This is a genomic window from Pedobacter arcticus A12, assembly GCF_000302595.1.
Taxonomy (GTDB): domain Bacteria; phylum Bacteroidota; class Bacteroidia; order Sphingobacteriales; family Sphingobacteriaceae; genus Pseudopedobacter; species Pseudopedobacter arcticus.
This window is the reverse complement of sequence record NZ_JH947127.1, coordinates 118,229-141,329: the sequence shown is the minus strand read 5'-3', so window position 1 is coordinate 141,329 and position 23,101 is coordinate 118,229. Positions and strand designations below refer to the sequence as shown.

The 23,101-nt window shown below is 37.0% G+C and carries 16 protein-coding genes; 3 read left to right on the top strand and 13 right to left on the bottom strand.

What is annotated here, in order from left to right; genetic code table 11:
- Positions 1–13: 13 nt before the first annotated feature.
- From B176_RS19530 to B176_RS0112120, 6 genes are all read right to left on the bottom strand, one after another.
- Positions 14–454, bottom strand: a complete 441-nt coding sequence (locus B176_RS19530; RefSeq protein ID WP_017259089.1) for a nitrous oxide reductase accessory protein NosL — start codon at positions 452–454, stop codon at positions 14–16.
- 5 nt (positions 455–459) lie between these two features.
- Positions 460–1,035, bottom strand: coding sequence for a hypothetical protein (locus tag B176_RS0112140; protein ID WP_017259088.1), 576 nt, complete (start codon positions 1,033–1,035; stop codon positions 460–462).
- Between the two features lie 69 nt (positions 1,036–1,104).
- A complete protein-coding gene (gene nosZ / locus B176_RS0112135) occupies positions 1,105–3,081 on the bottom strand; it encodes a Sec-dependent nitrous-oxide reductase (RefSeq protein ID WP_017259087.1) in 1,977 nt (658 codons plus the stop codon).
- A gap of 27 nt (positions 3,082–3,108) precedes the next feature.
- Positions 3,109–3,615 (bottom strand): c-type cytochrome, encoded by a 507-nt coding sequence (locus B176_RS0112130; protein WP_017259086.1) that lies wholly within the window; start codon positions 3,613–3,615, stop codon positions 3,109–3,111.
- Between the two features lie 333 nt (positions 3,616–3,948).
- Entirely contained in the window at positions 3,949–4,137 is a 189-nt protein-coding gene (gene ccoS, locus B176_RS0112125; protein WP_017259085.1) for a cbb3-type cytochrome oxidase assembly protein CcoS, read from the bottom strand.
- Positions 4,134–6,524, bottom strand: coding sequence for a heavy metal translocating P-type ATPase (locus B176_RS0112120; RefSeq protein ID WP_017259084.1), 2,391 nt, complete (start codon positions 6,522–6,524; stop codon positions 4,134–4,136). The genes ccoS and B176_RS0112120 overlap by 4 nt, the downstream gene beginning before the upstream one ends.
- A gap of 786 nt (positions 6,525–7,310) precedes the next feature.
- Here B176_RS0112120 and B176_RS0112115 point away from each other — a divergent pair.
- The 3 genes from B176_RS0112115 (at position 7,311) to B176_RS0112105 (ending at position 9,371) form a co-directional block, all read left to right on the top strand.
- Positions 7,311–7,625, top strand: a complete 315-nt coding sequence (locus B176_RS0112115; protein ID WP_237739830.1) for a GreA/GreB family elongation factor — start codon at positions 7,311–7,313, stop codon at positions 7,623–7,625.
- Between the two features lie 333 nt (positions 7,626–7,958).
- Complete coding sequence (locus B176_RS0112110; protein ID WP_017259082.1) at positions 7,959–8,513, top strand: carboxymuconolactone decarboxylase family protein; 555 nt, start codon at positions 7,959–7,961, stop codon at positions 8,511–8,513.
- Complete coding sequence (locus tag B176_RS0112105) at positions 8,514–9,371, top strand: histidine kinase (RefSeq protein WP_017259081.1); 858 nt, start codon at positions 8,514–8,516, stop codon at positions 9,369–9,371.
- Between the two features lie 108 nt (positions 9,372–9,479).
- Here the strand turns inward: B176_RS0112105 and B176_RS20320 are convergent, their stop codons facing one another.
- From B176_RS20320 to B176_RS0112070, 7 genes are all read right to left on the bottom strand, one after another.
- Positions 9,480–12,962 (bottom strand): LamG-like jellyroll fold domain-containing protein, encoded by a 3,483-nt coding sequence (locus B176_RS20320; RefSeq protein ID WP_083852717.1) that lies wholly within the window; start codon positions 12,960–12,962, stop codon positions 9,480–9,482.
- 107 nt (positions 12,963–13,069) lie between these two features.
- Positions 13,070–14,710 (bottom strand): discoidin domain-containing protein, encoded by a 1,641-nt coding sequence (locus B176_RS19520; protein WP_017259079.1) that lies wholly within the window; start codon positions 14,708–14,710, stop codon positions 13,070–13,072.
- 59 nt (positions 14,711–14,769) lie between these two features.
- Positions 14,770–15,642 carry a DUF4959 domain-containing protein gene (locus tag B176_RS0112090; RefSeq protein WP_017259078.1) on the bottom strand — a complete coding sequence of 291 codons (873 nt, stop codon included), beginning with the start codon at positions 15,640–15,642 and terminating at the stop codon, positions 14,770–14,772.
- Between the two features lie 97 nt (positions 15,643–15,739).
- Positions 15,740–17,575 (bottom strand): RagB/SusD family nutrient uptake outer membrane protein, encoded by a 1,836-nt coding sequence (locus tag B176_RS0112085; RefSeq protein ID WP_202803347.1) that lies wholly within the window; start codon positions 17,573–17,575, stop codon positions 15,740–15,742.
- 4 nt (positions 17,576–17,579) lie between these two features.
- The gene (locus B176_RS0112080; RefSeq protein ID WP_017259076.1) at positions 17,580–20,936 is read right to left on the bottom strand and encodes a TonB-dependent receptor; all 3,357 of its coding nucleotides are present in this window, start codon (positions 20,934–20,936) and stop codon (positions 17,580–17,582) included.
- Between the two features lie 228 nt (positions 20,937–21,164).
- Positions 21,165–22,337 (bottom strand): FecR family protein, encoded by a 1,173-nt coding sequence (locus B176_RS0112075; protein WP_040540547.1) that lies wholly within the window; start codon positions 22,335–22,337, stop codon positions 21,165–21,167.
- 76 nt (positions 22,338–22,413) lie between these two features.
- A complete protein-coding gene (locus tag B176_RS0112070) occupies positions 22,414–23,007 on the bottom strand; it encodes an RNA polymerase sigma-70 factor (RefSeq protein WP_017259074.1) in 594 nt (197 codons plus the stop codon).
- Positions 23,008–23,101: the final 94 nt, after the last annotated feature.

The following is a 23,101-nucleotide window of genomic DNA, read 5'->3' as shown; positions in this document are numbered from 1 at the left end:
ACATGGTTTCGGCTTATTTTCTGTCTTTAACGACCTCGTCAAAAGTCATAACTTTTGCATCTGGGCTTACTTGGTTATTGTCTGCTAGCATTGCAGTTTCAAAAGGAGCAATGTTACCGCCCATTGGTGACTGGTACTCTTTGTCTTTTAAATAAAATGCTGTTCTGGCATCAATTAATGTGGCTGGTTTTGCAAAGTTAATTACCAAAAGTTGTGCATCTGTAGCTTGTGCCTGTTGTTTGTCTTCGGATATAAAATCCATCAAACATTCGGCAGAATCAAATTTAAACACCTTTCCTTTTTTGGTAATCATTTCTGCACCATATTTCTCATCTGCGATTACCATTTTACAGTGCTCGCATACATCTTTTCCGTAGTTGATCGCTTGTGGTTCTGTAGTGCAGCCCGTGGCTACAAACAAAAGAAATAAGCTGAATAATAATATATTTTTCATTGTTGCTAGTTTTGTCTGTTACGTTTTAATTTTTGTTCGAAAAACAAAACGCCTACAGTGATTATACCGCCAATACCTACCATAATTCCGCCAATATCTGGTAAAGAACCGGCTAGGAAGTTAAGTAATTGTTTATAACCAATCAATGGTGGCTGGTAACTCATTCCCTCGACTTTAATTGCAGCATGAGGGTCTAAATTGTGTCCGTAATCGTATTCCCAAAGGTAAAAATCGGTAAAACCGAAGATAGCAAAGACCAATAAAATGGCGAACCATGCCCATAAATAACTGAGTTTCCCTCGCCAAGCTACAAAAAAGCCTAAGGCAACAATTACGCCATACAGGTATGGTAAAACTTTAAACTCCCAAAAATTTTCTACCACAATAAACTGCATCCCAATGTAGTGGTTTAATCCGTTAATCTGGTCAATATTACCCGTTATTCCGTTCAACCATATCTTCATTTCTAAGCCTTCTGGGTACTGCGGCGCTTCTAATACTATCTTCCAAAGTGGCAGAAAGTAGGCAGTTGCCATCAAAAGAGCGCTTATTGCAATCAGTATTTTGGATTGAGTTTTCATGATTAGTTTTTTAGGGTTTAAAATTACCCGCTCTGTTATTATTTAAGCAGAGCGGGTATATTTTAAAGGTTATTTTTGTACGATTTTACTTCCTAGGCCGTATTTTAACGGAGTAGAAGATCCTTTTGGAGATACTCTCATATATCCTTGCATTTCTTGGTGTAGTGCAGAACAGAAATCGGTACAGTAATAAGGGAACATTCCTGGGCGGTCTGGTGTCCATTTCAAAGTGTTGGTTTCGCCTGGCATCACCAATAATTCGGCGGTATTAGCACCTTTAATGGCAAATCCGTGAGGTACATCCCAATCTTGCTCTAAGTTGGTTACATGGAAGTAAACCTCGTCACCTACTTGTACACCTTCAATATTATCAGGAGCCAGGTGAGAACGAATCGCAGTCATGTAAACATCTACTCTGTTTCCTTTACGAACTACACGAGCATCATTTTCTGATTTTGTAACGTATTTATTAGTGTTTTCTTCGATTTTGTAGAACCTAACCTGGTTTTTAGTTATTTTTTCAGCAGGGATCATTTGTGCATAGTGAGGCTCGCCAATTGTTGGGAAATCTAATAAAAGTTTCATTTTATTTCCGGTAATATCAATTAACTGCGCAGACTGTGTAAGCTCTGGACCTGTTGGTAAGTAACGGTCTTTGGTTATTTTGTTTAAAGCAACCACGTATTTACCATAAGGTTTTTTAGAGTCGCCACCAGGGATAGATAGGTGACCTGGAGAGTAGTAAACCGGAATACGATCAATAATCTCCAAATCTTTGATTCTCCATTTTACAATTTCAGAAGAAACAAACATGGTAGTGTAAGCAAAACCTTTGTCATCAAACTCGGTGTGCAATGGACCTAAGCCTGGTTTTTTAACCTCGCCCTGTAAAACAGACTCGTATTTTAAAACGTTAAGGTTACCTGCAACTTTACCTTCAAAGCTTTTGTTTTCAATAGCTTTAAGCATCTTTTGGAAAGAGAATACAGGCAATGCAGCAGCTAGTTTACCGCTGGCAACCATAAACTCACCATCTGGAGTTACGTCAACGCCGTGTGGAGATTTAGGACATGGCATGTAATAAATCAACTCTGGGTGATCTTTAACATCCAACACCAAAACTGAGCTTTCCATAGTGCTTGTAGCTTGATGGCTTTTTTCGTCCAACACGTTATGTGCGTACGTAGCTGCAGTTTTCTTTCCTTTACCTGCTTTGATCAACGCTTCAGCTTTTCTCCAGTTTAATGCCATGATAAAATCTTTATCTTTTTGACTGGCGTTAACCTCTAGTAGAGTGTGAGCTTGTTCAGTGTTATAAGTGGTGAAGAACATCCAATCTCCTGATGGACCTTTACCAGCATGCGCAAGATCATAATTGAAACCTGGTACTCTAATCTGGAAAGCGACCTTCATCCCTCCGGTGTTTTTATCAACACTTACAAAAGATACGTTTCCTTGGAAATTTTCTTTGTAAGTATCAATAGCAACGTCATCTTTTCCTTCTTCTGGAATAGAGAAACGCGTGTTACCTACTAAGTATTCGGTGTTTTCTGTACAGAAAGGAGATGCGTGGTTACCTGCAGAGTTTGGCAGTTCAATAATTTCAACCGTTTTAAATGTTGCCAAATCGATACGGGCAATACGCGGTGTATTGTTACCGTTGATGAAAATCCATCTACCGTCATCTTCTCCATTTGTTTTACTCAACTCTGGGTGGTGAGCATCATCCCAAGGAATAAAACCGTGTGAGGTGTTCAACATTGGCTTGGTATTCTCATTGTAGCCCCATCCGTTTTCAGGATCTTGTGCGAAAACAGGAATAACTTTTAACAGTCGTCCTGACGGAATTCCGTAAGCCGCTAGTTGGCCACTGAAACCTCCAGAAGCGAACATGTAAAGCTCATCGTGTTTACCAGGTGCCACATAAACTTTTTTTGCAGCATCTGTATCTGTTGTTTCAGCTACCTTACCCGGTTTACAGCCAACGGCTAAAAAATAGGGGGTTGCGAGTAACAGAAGTAGTGATTTTTTTGATAGTAAATCCATTGCTTTGTTTTTATTGTTAATAGTCGTTTAGTTCTTATCATTCTGGCGCAGAAACTCGTAAATCTGACGAGTCTCGTCATCAGAAACGTTTTGGAAAGTCATCTGTACCAAATGCTTCTCAAACAAAGCTTTAGCAACTGGATCTTTCTTGGTCATTTCTTCGGGGTTGGTGATCATGTTCATGATCCACTCTGGAGTACGTAGGTTGGTAATGTTTTTTAAACCGGGTCCAACTACTTTTTCGTCGGTGGTTTTGTGGCAAGCGGTACATTTGCCTTCGAATATAGCTTGACCTTTGGCTGCCATTGCTTTATCGATGGTGGCGCCAACTTCTACGTTGGTGAATTTTCCAACACCCTTGCTATCGCTTTTTGCATCTGGGTCAAGTTCTTCATCAGCCACAGCCGTTTCTTCAGTAACTGTATTTGCAGAACCGCTTTCGTCTGCATTTGTGTCACTTCCTCCACAAGCGCTAAAAAACGCGACACCAGCAGAAAAAGTGAACACGGTGATTAATAGTTTAAGTTTCTTCATGATTTTTATATGTTTTTTCTTGTCAATAAAAGTATAGCTATGCCTTTATTAAAAAAATGATATAAAAAGTGTTGAAATATGACCTAGGTTATATTTTTTAATATTTTGCGGATGTTGGCTTATGAAGCGAGGTTAGGAAGTGAGTGAATCTCATCCACCTAGTTCATTTCGATGATAGGAGAGCCCTCCAAGTTGATCTGCATCCGCTTGGTTCATCAAGGTAAAGACCAGATTTAGTTAAAGGTTTTTAGATTTTCACAGGTGTTCGAGGGTGCCATGGCAAGTCTCCTCATACCTAATTCAAAATAACGGAATTTTGATCCACTTCGCAGATCAGTTATCCTTTTCGCTGTTATTTTCATTACTCGGCTTTTCTTCTACCAGTTCATCATCAAACAGAATCCGTATTGCGGGTGTATACAAATCTTTATTTTGCCCACTGTTGTGCGACCAGAAAAATGCAGCCAAAAAGCAAATTGCCAAAACAACACTACAAGCAATTAAAAAATAGATAATGGTCATGATATAAGATTGTGTTTTTTAGCTTGGATGTGGGTGCTAATACTGGTAAACAAAATAATTGTCACCGTACTTAAGGGCATTAATATAGCTGCAATTAGTGGAGACAACTTTCCCTGTATCGCAAAACTTATCCCGATAATATTATAACATACGGCAATACAAAAAGAAAGGTGGATGATGTTGACCGTCGCCTTTGAGAATTTTAAAAAATCTGGCAACAGGTGGAAAGACGTTCCGTCTAAAATGGCGTCACTTCCTGGCGTAAAGTTGTTGATATTGTCTGTAACGGCAATTCCAGAATTACTTTGCTGCAAGGCACCAGCGTCATTAAGTCCATCGCCAATCATTAAAACTTTGGCATCGTTTCTTTGCTGTTTGGCAATAAAATCTAACTTGTCCTGTGGCGATTGTTGGTATAATAAATGGCTTTCGCTTTTAAAATAGTGTTTTAATAAACTGTTATCCTGGTTGCCATCACCAGAAATAAGATAGGTTTGATAATTAGTGCTCAGCGAAAGCATTAATTCGCCCAGTTGGGGACGCAGTTTTTGGTTTATTTTAAAGTAACCTAGGTATTCGCCATTGATATTAATGTGCACCTGCGGAAAATCGACCAAACGGGTAGAAGCATGCGGTACAAAGCTGGTGCTTCCTATGAAAATCTCGTAACCTTGATAAATGGTATGCATTCCTTTTCCAGGTATTTCTTTAAAGTCTTCAATTGCGATTACTTTTGAAGTGTTCAGAAATCCGCATATTTTTCGGCTCAAAGGGTGCGAAGAGTTTTTGCATATGCTATAAATAATATTGCTTTCTAAACCGTTTAAAACGTTACCGATAAACTCAATCGAATTATTGTCTGCAAGTGTTACCGTTCCTGTTTTATCAAAAACAATGGTATCAATAGCAGCCAGCTGTTCTACCACATCGGTGTTTTTAAGGTAGAATTTATTTTTATCAAAAATGCTTAGCGCCGCACCCATAGTAAATGGCGTACTTAAAGCCAAAGCACAGGGGCATGCAATAATTAAAATCGCGGTAAAGGCATTTAAGCCAGTTTGCCAGCTGTATGGAAGCCAAAACAGTAAGGTTAGCGTTGCCAAGCTTAACAAAATGATGCTGAAATAATGGCTCACCTTGGTCACAAAAGTTTTGGTTTTATTATCGTTTGCTTTTTGGAAGCTTTCATTGTTCCACAATCCGGTAAGGTAGCTTTGCGATACGGGTTTAATAACTTCTAGCTCTAAAGAACCTGCTGTCTGTCGGCCACCAGCGTAAATAATTTCTCCCAATACTTTTTGTATGGGTTTTGATTCGCCGGTAACAAAACTGAAATCAATGAGCGCATTTCCGTTTAGTAAAATGGCGTCAGCAGGAATGATTTCTTGGTTTTTAACCGAAATTCGGTCACCTTCTTTAATGTTTTCCAGTGCTATTGGTATAATCTCGCCGTTCTCATTAATTACATCGACAGCAACTGGGAAAAATGAACGGTAATCTCGTTCAAAAGATAAATGATGATAGGTTTTCTGCTGTACCAGTTTGCCAATCAAAAGAAAAAATACCAATCCGGTTAAGGTATCTGCAAAGCCTTCGCCAACATTAAAAACATAATCTGCAATGGTTCTGATTAACAAGACTGCAATTCCTAATGCTAAAGGGAAATCGATATTTAAAACACCCTGCTTTAAAGAAACGTATGCTCTTTTAAAGTAATCTAATCCAGAGTAAAATACTGCCGGAATACAAAATGCAAGGCTCAATAGGCTAAAAAACTCGCCGAAATGTCTCTCAGAAGGTGCAATACCAAAATAGGCGGGGAAAGCCAATAACATCACATTTCCGAAGCAAAATCCGGCGACTGCAATTTTTGGGATTAAACGGTCTTTCTTTGAAACATCGTTATTAACAACATCCTGTAAACTGATTAAGGGTTCGTAACCAATGCTTGTTAAAAGTTGCGCAATTTGCTGTAGCTTGGTGTGGTTATGGTTAAATTGCAGGTAAATCTGTTTCTTTAAAAAATCGACTCTACTTTCGGTTACACCTGCATCCAGCTTGTTAAGGTGCTCCAAAAGCCATATGCAGGAACTGCAATGAATTGCTGGTAAGTATAATGTAACAATGGTTTTATCAGTATCCTGATAGTTAACCAGTTTGGCCGTAATCTCTGGTATATTTAAATAATCAAAAGCTTGAATTTCCTTTTTTTGTGAAGCCCCAGGATAGTTGTTGAGCTTGTAGTAGTTTTGTAGGTTGCCAGCAGCTAAAATACTGTAAACATTTAGGCAACCATTACAGCAGAAGTTTTTTTCGTCTTTTAATAATAATTTAGATGAACATTCATCACCACAGTGGTAACATACCTCTTTTGTAATCACAGCCATAATTCAAAGGTCGGCAAAAATATCATTTAAAATAATGATAGTGCATTTGGAGAAAAGTGACGAGGATCAGGTTTTAGGATTTAGAGGGGGAGTTTATTCTTATTGATTCGTAAGAGAAAAGTGTGGGTTAACGCTCAAGACAAAAAACAATGCTTTTACACAATAACCATTTCAAAAAAATATTTTCACCATTGGCCAATCCGAATTTAATCTATCTGTCAAAATTCTCTTAAAGTTTGCACTTAACTATAAAACAGCTATATTAGTAAAAAATGTATCTAAAAAAAGCAACATATCAAGTAATGAACGTTCCTACACCTATAACAGGTTTTAGGTTTTCGGTCTTATGTGTTGTTTCTGTATTGGTAGGAGAGAGCATCGCCGCTTTCATCCTATTCAAAAACAATAAGGATTTTATAATATAAGCCCCGCTTTAATTTTGGTGAGGGGCATTGGTTTACCCTTTATCAGTTATTATTAAAAATCTTTATCGTGAAAAAAAATAAATACATCTCATTTAACGCAAACAAATTCTTAGGTAGCTTTTCTGTCAACTATTGCTTGTGCTATTTTGAGTTTTTTCACTTCCTCTCCAATCATAACAAGGCTTTCATTAAGCAAGCCCCAAAAAAGCCCGGGGCATTAAGAATTTCATTAGGCAAATTCGCCTAACCCTTATTCATATTTTTTTAATACTTTAAATTACTATAAGCTATGGTAAAAGAACAAATAATTATTGGTGAAAGAGAACACCTATTGTTAGAGAAACACTTAAAGACCTCTAACATGTCAAAACATAATAACGAAAAGTTAGCGAACGAGATTAAGAACGCTAAGGTTGTTAAAGTAGAAGATATACCTGCTAAAGCTATTATCTTGAATTCAATTGTAGAAATAGAGGAGACCGTTAGCGGTAAAAAGTTTAATTTTCAGGTTGTTATGCCAAATGAGGCTAATATGAAAGAAAATAAAATTTCAATTTTTACGCCTATGGGAGTTGCGCTGATTGGTTATTTGGAAGACTCGTTTGTAGAATGGGAAATGCCTAGCGGTGTACAGAAATTTAAAATAACGAAGGTTGAACAAGCGCCACATAAATAGTTAAGTACGGGTGTGATTAGAAAAAGACGAGTCTGTGGTATGCGGGATCGGTTTTTTTTTTTAGTAAAAAATTATTGGTTTATTACAAACCGTAAAGTCTTAATTATCGTTAATGCAAGTATATAGTGGGTGCTGGATGGTATCTGAATGTTTTTAAAATAATTATTGATATAAGTTAAGCATTGTTTAAAACAAACCATTTGCTTTTATGTTATGGGTTTAAATAAGAGTTGTTGGAATTGTAACTATAATAGATTTTTAGAGTACAATTAGCAATTATTGATATTTAAGATAAATTAAACAAAAGGGTATTAACCTCTAAAAAAAACAAAAATGTATAAAATAGTGAATTACGAAGATGCTTGTGTAGATACAAAGGCAATCTATGAAGATAGTATGCGCACATTAGGTATTCCTTTTGTCTTAAATTGGCTAAAGTGCCAAGGAGAAAATCCTACGATATTAAAAGGTAACTGGGAAAAACTGAAAAACACATTACTGATTGGCGATGTTCCCAATGTTTTAAAGCAGATTATTATCCATAACATCAGTAAAAAGAAGGCATGTAATTATTGCGCAACGGTACATGGTATTTTTGCAAACTCCATGAGCGATGTGTTAACGGCTGAAAGTGATTTTATTTTAACAGATAACTTGACCAATGATATTATCCCGTCGAGTTATAAAGCTGCAATTAAGATAATTACAAATGCGGCATTGAATCCACAAGCGTTTAAAGAAGAGGACCTCCTAATTTTAAAGAATGAGGGATTTAACAGTACAGAAATAATTGAACTGTTAAGCTTAGCCGATTTTGTGAATATGGCGACAACCATCGCAGATATTTCTGGAATCAAGGTAGATAATGAGCTTTTAGAAGTCGCTTAAATGGAAAATGCAGAGTCAATTTCTTTACGATTAAGATACGAGGCTTTTTCTAAATACGCTGCCAGTATTTCTAAATGTCAAGAGATTGCCGACCTAGCTCAGGTTTTGGTAAAACATATCAAATACTTGATGCCTTTTAATTTTGGGAGAGTACTGCTTTTTAAAGATCAATATTTCTACGAAATTTTATATATCAATCAAAAAACAGAAGTTACCATTGGAGAAGATGTGGAGTTGCGAGGTTTTGAAAAAACTGCTGTAGAAACAATGATTCCACAATTAAAAAACTGTACCGATGTTGACTTTGATTTATTAAGTAAAACTTTTGAAGGTTTTGGACTGGAGAATAGATGTTTTGAACAGCTTTCTTTAGTGCCATTGACCAATTCAGTGGTTTATACTGCATTGTTTGGCTTTTCTTCAAAAACAAACCAATTTATTTCTCAGATTGACAATCAATTTGCAAAGCTGATTTTAGATTTGTTTGTGACTAAATTTTCGGAAATTAAGCTATCTATTGACACCCAAGTTCAAAAGGAGATTATTGAGAATAACTTTAAGATTATTAGTGATAAAAATTTAGAGATTGAGCAGGTATTGGTTAATCAGGAGAACCTGATTAAAAAACGTACAATGCAGTTAGAAGCAAGAAATACCGTGTTGGAGGAATATTCGTGGATTACTTCTCACGAGATTAGAAGACCACTTGCTAATATTTTAGGTTTGGTACAATTGGCAGATCATGATTTAAATGATCCCGAAAACTTACGTGAAGTGATTAGTCTGTTAAAAAACTCGGCACTGGAATTAGATGAAGAGGTAAAGCGAGCCAATATGCTACTTGCTGAAAGGACTTAAAAAAAGCCACTCATTTGAATCAATGGAGTTAAAATAAATGAGGCCGAACGGAAGAAATACGATCGACCTCAAATTATAATTCAGTACTTTAGTAAGCTAGTCCTTATCCTACTTTTTAATAAACTTAATATACTTACTGGTAACGCTATTACTTGCTTTCAGCAAATATACTCCGTTGGCCAGTGTTGATACATCCACTGAGAAATTTTCACTCATATGTATCGAACTGCTTATAAAGTCGCCCTTTGAATTATAAATCGAAACAGTTATTGGTGCTTTTAACGTAGTGTTTACAAACACCGTTTCCGTTGTGGGGTTAGGATAAAGTGTGATTTCTTTACTATTTTGACCTGCTAAGAAGCTAAGTGTGTTATCGCTATAAATAACGCTATTGTTGTAATCTATAATTTTAACACGATAGTAAGCCTGGTTTTGTAGGTCGCCATTAGGTTGATGAGTAAAATTATAATTATTTAAGGCTTGGCCTTTTGGCGATGTGGTATATATCGTTGTATAGTTTTTTCCGTCATTAGTACGCTCAAGTGAAATAGCTTTTACATTAACTTCGTTGGTAGTTTGCCAATTAAATGCTATAGTTTCTCCAATTGCATTATATTTTCCAGTAAAAGACAAGAAATGTAAAGGTAAAACTGCACCTCCCATTAATGTTCCGGTATTGCTTTTTCCGGTTACGTCTGTAATCGATGCAGTGGTGATGTTTTCAAAATCATAAGCAGCAATAAGATCATTGGGTTTAGTTGCTAGACTACCTACATTTAAACCCAAATCAGTGTTAATGTCGGTTTGAGATAAAGCAGAAGACCATATATGGATATCATCTATTTCCCCTTTCATAAAATGAGTGAGTGTACCACTATTATTATATGCACCAAAAAGCAGGTTTTCGGTGTTGGAAAAATCCGAAGCTATATTGCTAATATTGGCACTAGTGTTGGTGCTATTTAGTACACCATCAATATAATGTTTTGTGGTATTGTCATTTGGGTTTACCACTATTGCAACATGGTGCCATTGGTTGTTGTTCACTGCTGTTGTTCCGTAAGCACCACCAGAACTAGGAGAACTTAGATTAAAGCCAAGCTTACCGAAATTGCCACCTTGATTAGCTGTAAAAAGCTCATATCCTTTACCCGTTCCATTTCTTTTACTGAAAATACGTTGAGTACTTGTTTGCGTTGGGTCTATTTTTACCCATGCAGATAATGTGAACCCTTGTGTTGGCGTAATATTTAAACTTGTAGTATTTGCTACGCTCATATAGCTATTGGTACCATTAAGTTTTAACGAATGGTTGGGTGTTGGGCGTTTTGTTTCCACCTTAGGTTCGTAGATATCTGCTCCATCACTTAGCCATTTTAAACTTAAACGTGAAAAGTATAAATTGTAACTAGCGCCATACTCGCCATCTTCATAAAATATCCCGATAGTACCGTCGTTTAAAATACACACGCTAGAGTACGCAGAAGCTTGTGGATCGATAGTTTTTCTGATCGGCCAAGTAACTCCTTCATCGTAGCTGACATACAAACTCACGTCTTTTCTTGTAGTGTTGCCAGGGCTGTAAGGTAAGGAATGGATCAATCTACTTTTATTATAACCATTTTTTACGGAAGTATAGCGTATAAGATCACCATTACATCCTGGGTCGGTTAATGAATTATTATATGCCGTTCCCCAGCTTACACCATTATCAGTAGATGTATTAAATCTTCTAGTGTAGTAAGTTCGGATACTCATTAATATAGATTCATCGTCCAATTGTACGGTTTTTGCTTCGTTTCCATTTCCTCCCGACGTGGGTACTGCATTATTTGTTGAAACATTCCAAGTTAAACCTACATCATCAGTATATAATACAAAGTCTCCAGTATTACCTGAAAGTTCTCTTACAGGCATTACGCCTAATATTCGACCGCTATTTAACTGCGTGAGACTTCCAGAGCTGATAAACAAACCTAGCCAAGTTTTACTGATTGGATTGCTACAGTTGGCACCATATATTTGATCGGTAATATCAGTTGCAGCACTCCATGTAATACCATTATCGGTACTACGCGATTGAAAAAGATGAACGTAATCTGATGCGTTTGATGCTCCGTAACTCGTATTTCCGTTGAATAAACATAAGATATCACCTGATGATTTATCTACCACGAGTGACGGGTCTGAATAACAGTAGTTAGTACCATCTCCAGCAATAGTTAATGCGGCAGACCATGTTGCTCCTTTATCTGTACTTCGTCTAATGGTAATATCTATGTTGCCATTTTTTCTTAAGTCGCCATCTGAATTATTTCTTTTATCAATTGCGGTAATTAGCGAACCGTCTTTTGCGGTTGCAATCGCCGGAATACGGTAGCTGTCTGCCATAGCGTCTCCAGGCTGATAAACCAATGTTGTGGTCAGTAAGATAGTTCTGCTACCTGCTGTTGCTGTAGGGCTTATAGTTTTTGAAGCACCACCAACAACAATTGATTTGACCTCGGCATCTAAAAGATTCCCTTCGGTAGCATTTTCCGCTACATCATAAGTGATAAAGAAATAATTATAGCCAGAGCTTAATACTTGGCTGCCGTTAACCGTAAGATCTCCGGATGCAGGAGAAACGCTGCCTAAAAGGATAGCCGTATTTAGATCCAATTTCTCCTTTTGTTTATTATAATATACTTTAATGTTGTCAACGTCACTAATATTAGTTGTACCGTTCATACTAAAAGTAAGACTGCTTAGACTGATCGGAGACGCAGAGCCATTAGTGCTCACGTTTACTGCTAAAACACGTTGATTTGCAGCACCTATACCAGAAGATAATACGGTTTGCGTTAAAGAAGCACTACTATAGGTCATATTGCCATCTGCTGCTACAGTAGCATTTCCAGATAATGTACCTTTATTACTATTTCCAGAAATATCCGCAACGGCACTTCCAGAAACACTCTCAAAATCCCAACCGGCAAGTAAATTGGTAGTCGCTGTATTTACAATTGCCGTCATATCAGCTTGTAGTTGAGATGCGGTAAATGCTGTTGACCATAACCGGATATTATCTAATTTACCTATACTATATTTGGCAAGGGTGCCGCTGTTGTTCCAAACACCAATGAGCAGATCTTGGGTATTAGCGAAATCACCGGTTACAGTACGGGTGTCTGTTTTACTTTTTTCTAAAACGCCATCAATATAAACAGAGCAGGTGCCAGTGGTTCTATCAATAACCATTGCCAAATGATGCCATGCCCCTCCTACGGTTGTTGTACTAAAAGCTGGACCCACTCCTCCCGCTGCGTCGCTGATATTTGCACCATATTGTTTGGAGCCACTGGTAATTAGTTCGTAGGCGGAAATCGCTCCTCCTAAACGTTTGCTGATAATCCGTGAATCGGCTGATGTTAAGTTGGCCCAACAGGTTAAGGTAAAACTACTAGCATTTGGCACATTTACGGTGGCACTGTTAGCTACACGCATATAACTAGCACCATCGAGTAATAGGTAGTTGCCTGTTTGGGCAATACTTTGGTTAATACCCACTATTATTAGAAATAGTGATAAAAAAAACGTTTTGTTTGACATAGGTAGATGTTTTTAATGTTGGTTTTTTACTATATTCCGGAAGTCAACGATACATTACATTTATCTTCCAGAATATCTCTTTTAAATCCTTGCAGCACATGTGAGAGTTAATACATTCCCACTTCTGATAAGGCGGCAAATTCTAAACCATCCCAAGCGTTTTTGGCTATAATTTTAAAGTACCTAAAAGTTTTAGGAGCAGTAAAATCAAAATATTGAGATCCATTACTATTTGCAGCAACAAAGGTTCCGGCCATAGAAAAATTAACTCCATCGGTACTAGTAAGTACATCAAAATCTTTTATAGCTCTTTGAAGTCCTCCTCGCTGCGCTAAGGCTACCCCGGTAGCAGTTTGGCTTGCCGCCATATCTACAACTATATAGTGTGGGTAACTGGCAGTATTAGAGGACCACCTTGAATGCCAATAAGTGCTTGCATTTCCATCAATAAGGGTAGATGCTTTACCATTAACTGATCCTTCTCCAGATGTTTCTTCAGAACTAAAGCTTGTTACCTGCCAATTTGTTTTACTCAGTTCTTCACGAGTACTAAAGTTTAACACCGGAATGTTATTGGAAAAGCTATAATTGTAAACTGTTTCTGTAACGTTGCCGTTTTTATGCACCAATTTTACTCTTAGTTCATAAGGGGTTGCGTTATCGGTATACACCAGCTCATTTATTGGAATCTCCACGTAAAACCCATCAGTACCTATAGGTTTCGACTCCCATGTTATCGCATTATAATCACGGTTTGCTCCAGTGCCTTCATTATTATAGTTAGGATCGTTATAATATACGATACTCGTTATGTCATCGCTACTGGTGAACTTCCCAGAGAGTACAATAGCATTCTTTGCAACCACATATTCGGCTTTTATTTTTGTAATCCCTCCAGTAACCGCTCCATAGTAGGAGTTTGTACCTGTATTGAAAATCTGATTTACATGTAAAATAGCGGCATCTGTGGCGGTTAAAAAAGTTGGACTTATACCAAGCGTACCATTACCTGCCCACATTAAAGACATACCCTTATTAGGATCTGTATTTTCAGACACTTTCTGGCGATCATGCGGTAAGTTTAAACCATGTCCTAACTCATGAACGAGCCCTCCAAACCATACGCTAAATAAATTACCTTCCGCATTGGTTTTGCCAAGGTTTGTGATATTCATTCCCTCGTAATCGAGTGCAAAACACCATTTACCTAAACCGAAAAATGGTCCACCGCTGGGTGTCCCGTTACTGCCTATTGAGTATCTCGGAATAATAACTAAAGTATGGTCACTAGTTTTTTCGGCAGGATGAGTGGCAAAATATGAATTAATTTCAGCCATCATCGGGTTCTGCCCTCCATTATAAGGGTATTCGTATTTGTTTTTTGTTCCGTAAATTGTGGTGATTCTAACCCTAGTTTTAGCACTATTCATAAATAAACCGAATGTTTGTGATCCATAACCGTTTAAACCCATTTGAGTTTTGTACCAGTCTCTGGTCCAAAGCATTAACTCACTTAATCTTTTTTGGTAGTCATTTATGGGGTTGACATCTGCCGGTACAAAATAAACTAGGTTTAAATTGTATTGTCGATCTGAAGAGAAAGTTCCGGAACTTGGGCCAGAAACCCTAGATAGGGTATTAACTGGTGGTTCCGGGGTAGGTGGCGCTGGAGTGGGAGTTGGTAAAATGTCTTTTTTTCCGCATGCGACTAAAGCGCACAAAGCGAATGCATAGAGAATTTTTTTCATAATAGGTGAGATTAAAAAAGGACAGGTAAATTCCTGCCCTTGAATTATGAGTATTGATTTCAGTAGGTTTTCTCTGCTTCTAGCTCTAAATCTGTTAACTGGGCTCTGTAGAAGGAAACTTCGCTTAAAGTAACAAATGTGGTGTTTCCTTGAGTTGCTAAGAACATCACTCTGAAATATTTAGAGTTATAAGTTTGATCAAAAGTAAGTATGTTCTCTGCAGATATTACGGAAGCTGTACCTACTGAAAGCCCTGCTGGTGAAGTCCAAACTCGAGTCCAAGTTATGCCATCTGTACTGGTTTCTAAGGCAATCTGTGTAGGTCTACCGCTTATAGTTGTGTTTTGTCTAAATACGTAGCTGAACCGAGTGAAATCAGTTGCAACAGGTAAGGAAAGTTTAATCCAATGAGGCAGTGGTGCTACACCGTCAGACCAAGCCGAATGCCAATAATTTGAACTGGTTATTGTGCCATCAACCAAGTTACTCTTTGGGCCTTCACTTGTTTCTTGAGTATAAGTGTCAATTAGTGCGTTTGTAATAGCTAATTTTATATAGGCAGTTTGTATGGGTCTTCTAATCGGTTTTACGGAGCTAGTGGTTAATATATCACTATATGCAATAGCTTCTCCGTTGTTATTAACAGGCCTTACTTCAAAAGTATAGTCGAGTTTATTGAGTAAACCAGTAATTTCTATGGAGTTTGTGTATTTGCTCACATTAGTTGTGATTTTTTTTCCATTTTTCATGTAACTCACTTCCAAATAAGTGTAATTACTATCAGCAGGTACCGCCCAACTGAGTATAGCGCCACCTACTGTGGGTTGTACATCAAGGTCAGAGATTGTTGAGGGTGCTTTTATTTGGTTTGATTCTTTTTTGCAGGCCGCAAACGCAAGTGCTACAAAAAATAAGAATAATATTTTTTTCATTGGAATACAATTTGGTTTTTATTGGTTAAAAATTAATCAGGAGCTTTATTCAGTTTGCCTTATGAAGAAACTCCTGATTAATCATTGTTTTTTTTAATTAATATCCTGGGTTTTGTACTAGAGTTTCATCTTTATTAATTTCCCCAATTGGAATGGGCATTAGGTAAAATGCAGGAGAGCGAAATGCTCTAGGGAATATTACTTCTGTGACGGTAAAAAAGGTGGCATCAGAAGTGCCCTGTATATTCATTCCTTTTGCTTTTACGCCTAAATAAGGTTCTGCAATCATCCATCGTCGTAAATCCCAAAAACGTTGATTTTCTAAATAGAATTCAATGGTACGTTCTTGGCGAACAATTGAACGTAAAGTTGCCAAATCGTTGGCGCCTCCTATTGGAGTCCATGCAGCATCGATGGTAGGAATACCCGCCCGAACACGGACCTTGTCGATATAAGTTTTTGCAGTACCCAAATCCACCCCATATTCGATCAAAGCTTCTGCATAGTCTAGGTATAGTTCGGCTAACCTTACTACTGGCCATGGATAGGATTCTGATACAGTAGGTTGCAGTTCTTGTGCCTGTCCCGATCCAAATTGTGGGTTAACTCCTTTTTTATTCAGATAACCTGTTGGAGAATAATTGTTACTTCTAGTTTTTATACCACAGTTATCATTTTTCCTGAAGAGAACTTTTACAAACTCAACACCAGGTCTTTGAATCTCATAATTGCTATTGTGATACGCAATCCATGCTTTAAACCTAGGTTCTCGTTTCAAGTTTAAATTTAAAGTGGTGCCTCCGAATGGAGAAACACCAATGCCATAACGGTTAGCGTAACCAAAACTTGGATCTTTATCAATTGGTAAACCGTTTTCTGTATAAAATTGCTCGATAATTGACAATGTTGGTGCAACACCATTATAAGCACCAGCATTAAGGAAAGGCGTAGATTTATTTTGAAAATCATAAATTCCTTCTCGTCTGGTGTCCGCCCAAATGATTTCTGTAGAAGTCTTATCTATATAGGTATAACGTAGATCTTTTTCAATTGGATTGGACGGTAAGCCTGGAACCACTGAGTTTTTATATAAAGCGTAACCCTGAGACTCGGCAAAATCAATTGCTTCTTTAGCTGCATCTGCAGCTTTTTTCCATTTCTCTTTATCAAAGGTTGTAGGAATTAACTGAACACCTGCTTTGTCTTTAAAATCAGTATAAAAGCTTGTAGCAAGTCCACCACCACCGTTGAAAAGAGGAGAAGCTGCATATAACAACATTCTTGCTTTAATTGCTTTTGCAGCTGTGCTTGTTGCTCTTCCATATGCAGAACCCGTTTGCTTTGGCGGTAAATTGCTTGCTGCCTCATCAAACATATCGCATATAAATTTTACGCAATCGTCATATTTAGAACGGGCATCGTAAGTACTTGCATCAGATTCTATGTCTTTTACTTCTTTTACGATAACCACCGGCCCATACATGCGCACCAATAAGAAATGATAATAAGCGACTAAAAATTTAGCTTCTGCTTTATATAGCGCTTTATTTTCGGTTGTTAATCCCGGAGCCTGATCTATATTGTTAATTAAGATATAACATTGTCTTATTCCTTTATAAAGGGTAGCCCAATAAGAAATTACTGGTGTTGAAGCAGTGAAAGTCCCTTTTGGGAATCTTGCAAAAGTTTCATGTTCAAATGCGGTAACCACTTCGTCTGTAGTCATTAAATCTATTGCATTCTGTCCAACCCTCGGTGTTGGTAGAGACGAGTAACAAGAATACAGGAAGTTTTCTGCTGCAAATTCATCTTTAAATGCATCCGCTTCTGTTGGTCTTTCGTCTGGCACAACGTCCAGAAAATTTTGACATCCAACATTGGGTATGGTAAAACATACCACGATCAATAAAATATATTTTAGTTTCTTCATCATTTTTTTATTTAAAGCCCATTTGTAGTCCAACATTAAACACTCGTTGCGTTGGGTATGATAATCCATTACCTCCGCCTTGTTCAGGATCCCACTCTTTAAACTTAGAAAAAGTAAGTACATTTAAGCCACTCACATAAACCCGTAAAAATTTATGAGTATAACCTAACTCTACATTTCTTAGTTTTAAAAATGAACCATTCCTTAACCAAAAAGAAGAGTTTGTTGTGTTATTAGGATTATCTAATTTACTTAGACGAGGATAAGCGGCGTAGATATTTGGGTTTTCGGGACTCCAATGGTCTGCCTCTACAAATCTTAAAACGTTACGTTGATCGCTAGTTCCGAATGGATGAAAACCACTTATAAAGAAGGAAGTATGTGCTACCCCTTGGAAAAAGAAGGAAAAATCTATCTTTTTAAACCTAAAAGACGGTCCAAAACCATATACAATTTCCGGAACTGTGGGATACCCCATTCTAATACGGTCATCGCTATTTACCATATTTAATCCATCAATATCATTGGTTACGTCTCGATATTTTAGATCTCCTGCTTGTACGAATCCACCAATTTGTTGTAAAGCACTGCGACTTATTTCTGCTTGATCAATAAATAGTCGTTGGGCTTCGTAGCCTAATAAAGAGTTTACTGGATAACCCACCGAAGAGATGTTTTTGTATTTTGTAAACGCAGGTTCATCATTCGCAATTACCTTGTTTTTAGCTAAAGTAAAAGTACCTTTAAGGCTCATGGTTAAATTAGAAGAGAGTTCACGTGTATAATCTACAGAGGCATCTATCCCTTTATTTAATACTTTTCCTAAATTACTATAAACCGTCGTACCGGTGGTTCCGAAGAAGTCTGGTATTACCCGACGCGTCAAAAATATGTTTTTACGGTTTTCCTTAAATATGTCAACAGTAATATTTAAATCTCTAAACAGGCTTAAGTCCATGCCAAGATTAATCTTCTCGGCAACTTCCCAAGTAATATTAGGATTTGCAAAACGTGAATAGAGTGGACCGCTTTTGCTATAGTCTTGGCTTACTCCGGTAGTAAACTGTTGCCCTTGTAAGTCTATATCCGATAAATAAATGAATCTCGCAGGGGTTCCATCGCCCAATAAGATTTGATCATTACCAACCAGTCCCCAAGATCCTCTGAATTTAAGAAAGCTAACCACATTAGCTAACGGTTTTAAAAAAGGTTCACTACTTAACACATATCCTAATGCTGCTGAAGGGAAAAATCCAAATCTATTGTTTTTTGAAAAACTTTCAGAACCATTATAGCCAAAATTAAACTCTGCTAAATACTTATTGTCATAAGAATAAGTGGTACGTCCTGCAATACCTTGAGAACGTCTAGGTAAAGAAGAAATAAAATCTGCAGGAGCATTTACGTTAAACTCTTCTTGGTTATATAACAATAAACCAGACACATTGTGTCTAACACCAAAAGTTTTATTATAATCAAAAGATGCTTGGAAATATAGCTTTCTATTTCCTGCCGGTTGATTGGTAGTCTCTAACGTTTCACTTAAAGTAGACCCTACTTGAGCGAGATCATAAGTGTACTTTCCATCTGCTCCCGCAACCAAGGTAGCTGGATTGACTTCAAAGTTATTGACATTTCTTATTCGTATTGTATTTGTTTCACTATAATTCTTGAAAGAGGCCAATGCTTTGAAAGATAGTCCAGGGGTTATAAAGTCCAATTTTTGCTCACCATCAACAGTAGCAATTACAGTACTCTGAAAATTATTGCTATAACCTCTAACCATTTCAGCAAAAGGATTAATAAAGCCTCCGTTTACGCGACCTCCCGATTTACCTCCAAAAAGAATACTTTTACTACCAGTAGCATTAGGGAAAATAATTGGAAAATCTACTCCATTCGCATTCATAGCATCGCCAAAGATGTCTTTTACTGGTCTAGATGCACCTGAATAGTCTCTTAACTGCGTATTTATTCGTAAAGCTAACTTTGTAGTACTTGATAAATTTGCGTTTAAGTTGTTTTGGAAAGAGTATCTTTTTACAGAAATATTATTATCGTAACTATTCACATCAAATTTTTTGAGCATCCCATTATCTTGGTTGTAGGTTCCACTCATAAAATAATCGATACGCTTACCCCCACCTAGGATATTGAAATTTACACTACGGTTTTGAGAAGAAGCTTTGAACATTTCATCGTACCAGTTTACGTCTGGGAAAACGAGTGGATCTAGGTGTGCTCGAGTTCCATCTATTTTGTCCTGTTGATAAGGACGTTCCCCAGTTCCACGCCCAATTACTGCTTCATTATAGAGCTCCATAAATCTTGCCCCATCTACAAATTTAGGTACAGAACTTGGTGCAGAAATCGAATTTTCTATTCTCAAATTTATCCGCGGACGCTCTAAATCTTTTCCGGTTTTGGTAGTTACAATCATTACCCCATTTGCTCCTCTCGAGCCATAAATCGCAGTTGCAGTGGCATCCTTTAAAATAGAGAAGCTTTCGATGACCTCTGGAGCCAAAGCGTTTAAATCACCTTGACTAACTGCCACTCCATCTAAAACAATTAATGGACTAGTAGCACCACTAAAGGTAGAAATACCTCTAATGTAAAAAGAAGCACCGTCGGCACCTGGCTCTCCAGAACGCTGGAAAGCAATAACTCCAGCTAATTTTCCTGCTAAGGCATTCGATAAATTACTGGTCGGAATTCTTAATTCTTCGGGTTTAATGGTTGTTAATGCTCCAACCACACTTATTTTCTTCTGCTTTCCATAACCAACCACGGCTATTTCATCTAATTTGTTAGCCTCGGCTGGTTCTAAGATTACATCTATACTCCCGATTCCAGTAACCTCTATGGTCCTTGAAGTATAACCTAAATAAGAAAACTCTAACAAATCTCTAAGTTCAACTTCAATCGAATACTTCCCCAAAGTATTGGTCACTGTTGCTCTTTTTTTTCCTACAATCTTAACCGCAACGCCAGGAATAGGCAGACCAGCACCATCTCTAATTGTACCCGAAATTTTAATTGGATCTGCTTTTTCTAAACTTTCAGTTAGCTTTTCTTTGATGATAATCGTTTTAGCCTCTATCGTATAATTTAAAGGCTGATTAAAAAAACACAATTTGAGGACTTCGTCTAATGAGGCGTCTTTAATTTCAATAGTTACAGGATTCGCCTTATTAAGATCGCTTTGGATAAAAAACACATTATAACCACTTTGTGATTTAATGGATTTTAAAATCTTTGTTAAGGGTGCGTTTTTTTCTGAAAGTTTGATATTCTTTTGCGCATAACTTGCAGCGTTTACCTGTAAAATGCTGGTTAAAAACAGGATGAGTATAAACTTCATAGTCAGTAAAATTTTACCCTTTATATGGAGAAGTTCATATAAATTAAAATTATAAATTTTCATACATTTGAATAATTTGGATTAATAAAGTATAGCCTTTACAAACTAGACTATATTGGTTTGGTTAGTAATTTCGATTAGGTATTGCTGTAGGGTCCATTTTATTGATTGCCGGAAGTGCGCTAACACTTCCGGTTTTTTTGTGGGCTACACAGATGGAAGTGCATCTTATCTCTTCATGTAAACCCTCCTTCCTATGATTTTGCATCGTAATTTATTGGTAGATTCTAATATTTTAACAGACTCATTGAGGTTGACAAACTTGGAAAAAGATCCACCGAAATAGATGTCGTCAAAATTACCCTCGTAAACAACATCCACATCGTACCAACGGGCTAATTTTCTCATCGCTGTTTTAATAGGTTCGTCATTGAATATAAACTCCCCATTTCTCCAGTCTATAACAGTTTGAGCATCAATAGCTAAAACTTTAATTTGTTGGTCAATCATAACAGATTGCTGGTTGGGTTTCAATATGGCATGTTGGGTATCAGGATTTCCTTTCTTTTTGTTCGTGTATAGTGGAAATACGCTGACTTTGCCTTCTAATAAAGTAGTTTTTACCGATGGCTCGTCGCTGTAAGAATTGATGTTAAAATGAGTTCCTAAAACTTCTACTTGTTGCATAGCGGTAATCACCTTAAATGGTCTGCTTTTATCTTTGGCCACTTCAAAATACCCTTCTCCTGATAATTCAACTATCCTTTCATTAGTTTTAAATTGAATGGGATATTTTAATGAAGATGCTGCGTTTAACCACACTTTTGTACCATCAGGCAAATCAATTTGATATTGCCCACCTTTTGGGGTGCTTATTGTATTATAAGTAATCGCAACATCGGCAGGTAGCGCTTTACTAGTAACAACATTATAAACCAGTTTTCCTTCACCTGTTTTGGTGATGAGAACGCCTGCCTCTTCCACAATCTTACCGCTATGGCTGTCATCGAGGCTAATCTTTTTGCCGTTAGCTAAGGTTAGAATAGCTTTGTTGCAACCAGGTTTGATTTCGTTGGATTTTTGATGATAAGCAATTTCTTTTTGATGAAGTTTAAGATATGTATAACTCCCTATGCTGAGAAGCAAAATTAAGGAAGCTGCAATAGATAGTTGCCAACGGTTTTTGTTTTTAAGTTTTTTTGATTTACAATCTAAGCGATCATTTATCTTATTTAGAAGAGCTTGTCGAACTTGTTCTTGTTCACCCATCTCTGAAGTTATCCAACTTAATTTATCTTTTTGGATATCATCATAAAAGTTAATTAACCTTTGTTGGTCTTGTTCGCTTGCGGTTCCTTCTAAATAGTTGTTGAGTAAACTCTTGAATTTTTCTTCTGTCAAAATAGTATTGCTTTTAACAGTATGTACCGTAAAAATACATTTGCCCCCAAAGAAGTACAAAAATAAATTAGAAGTTTTAAAGGCAATAGTAAATTAAGAACACAAGCCAAGTGAAAAGATCAGTCATATTAGCTCGGACGCGACGTATTGCTATAGTAATCTGGTTTTCGATAGTTTTAGGGCTAATCTCTAATCTTTTAGAAATTTCTTTTATAGATAAATGTTCTTTTCTGCTAAGCGTAAATATTTCTTTACACCGAGCAGGTAAAAGTGCGATACTTTCATCCAAACGTTGGTTTATTTCCTTTTCGAAGAGTACGCTTTCTATCTCAACTTGTGGACTAAACTTTAGGAATCGCTCAAGCAAATTCGTACGGTTTTTTCCATCTCTAATTGATCTGAATACTTGATACCGAACCGCAGTGTATAAATAGTTTTGTAGGTTATCGATGTGAACGTCGGCTCTTTTTTGCCAAAGTTGAATGAAAATGTCTTGAACAATATCTTCGGCAGCTTCGCGATTTCTTAAAATATTGTACGCAAATAAATAAAGTTTTGACCAGTATTGATTATAAATTGTATTAAATGCAAACCGGTCATCATTTCTAATAGAAATGAGAAGCTCATTGTCAATAGACGATTTACACGGTTGATAATACTCTGTAACCATTACGTTACCAAATTATTGTATAAAACTTTAAAAAGCAAATATTTTACAATAAATAATGTTATACATAATGCTTGTTTTATAAAGAGATTGGTGA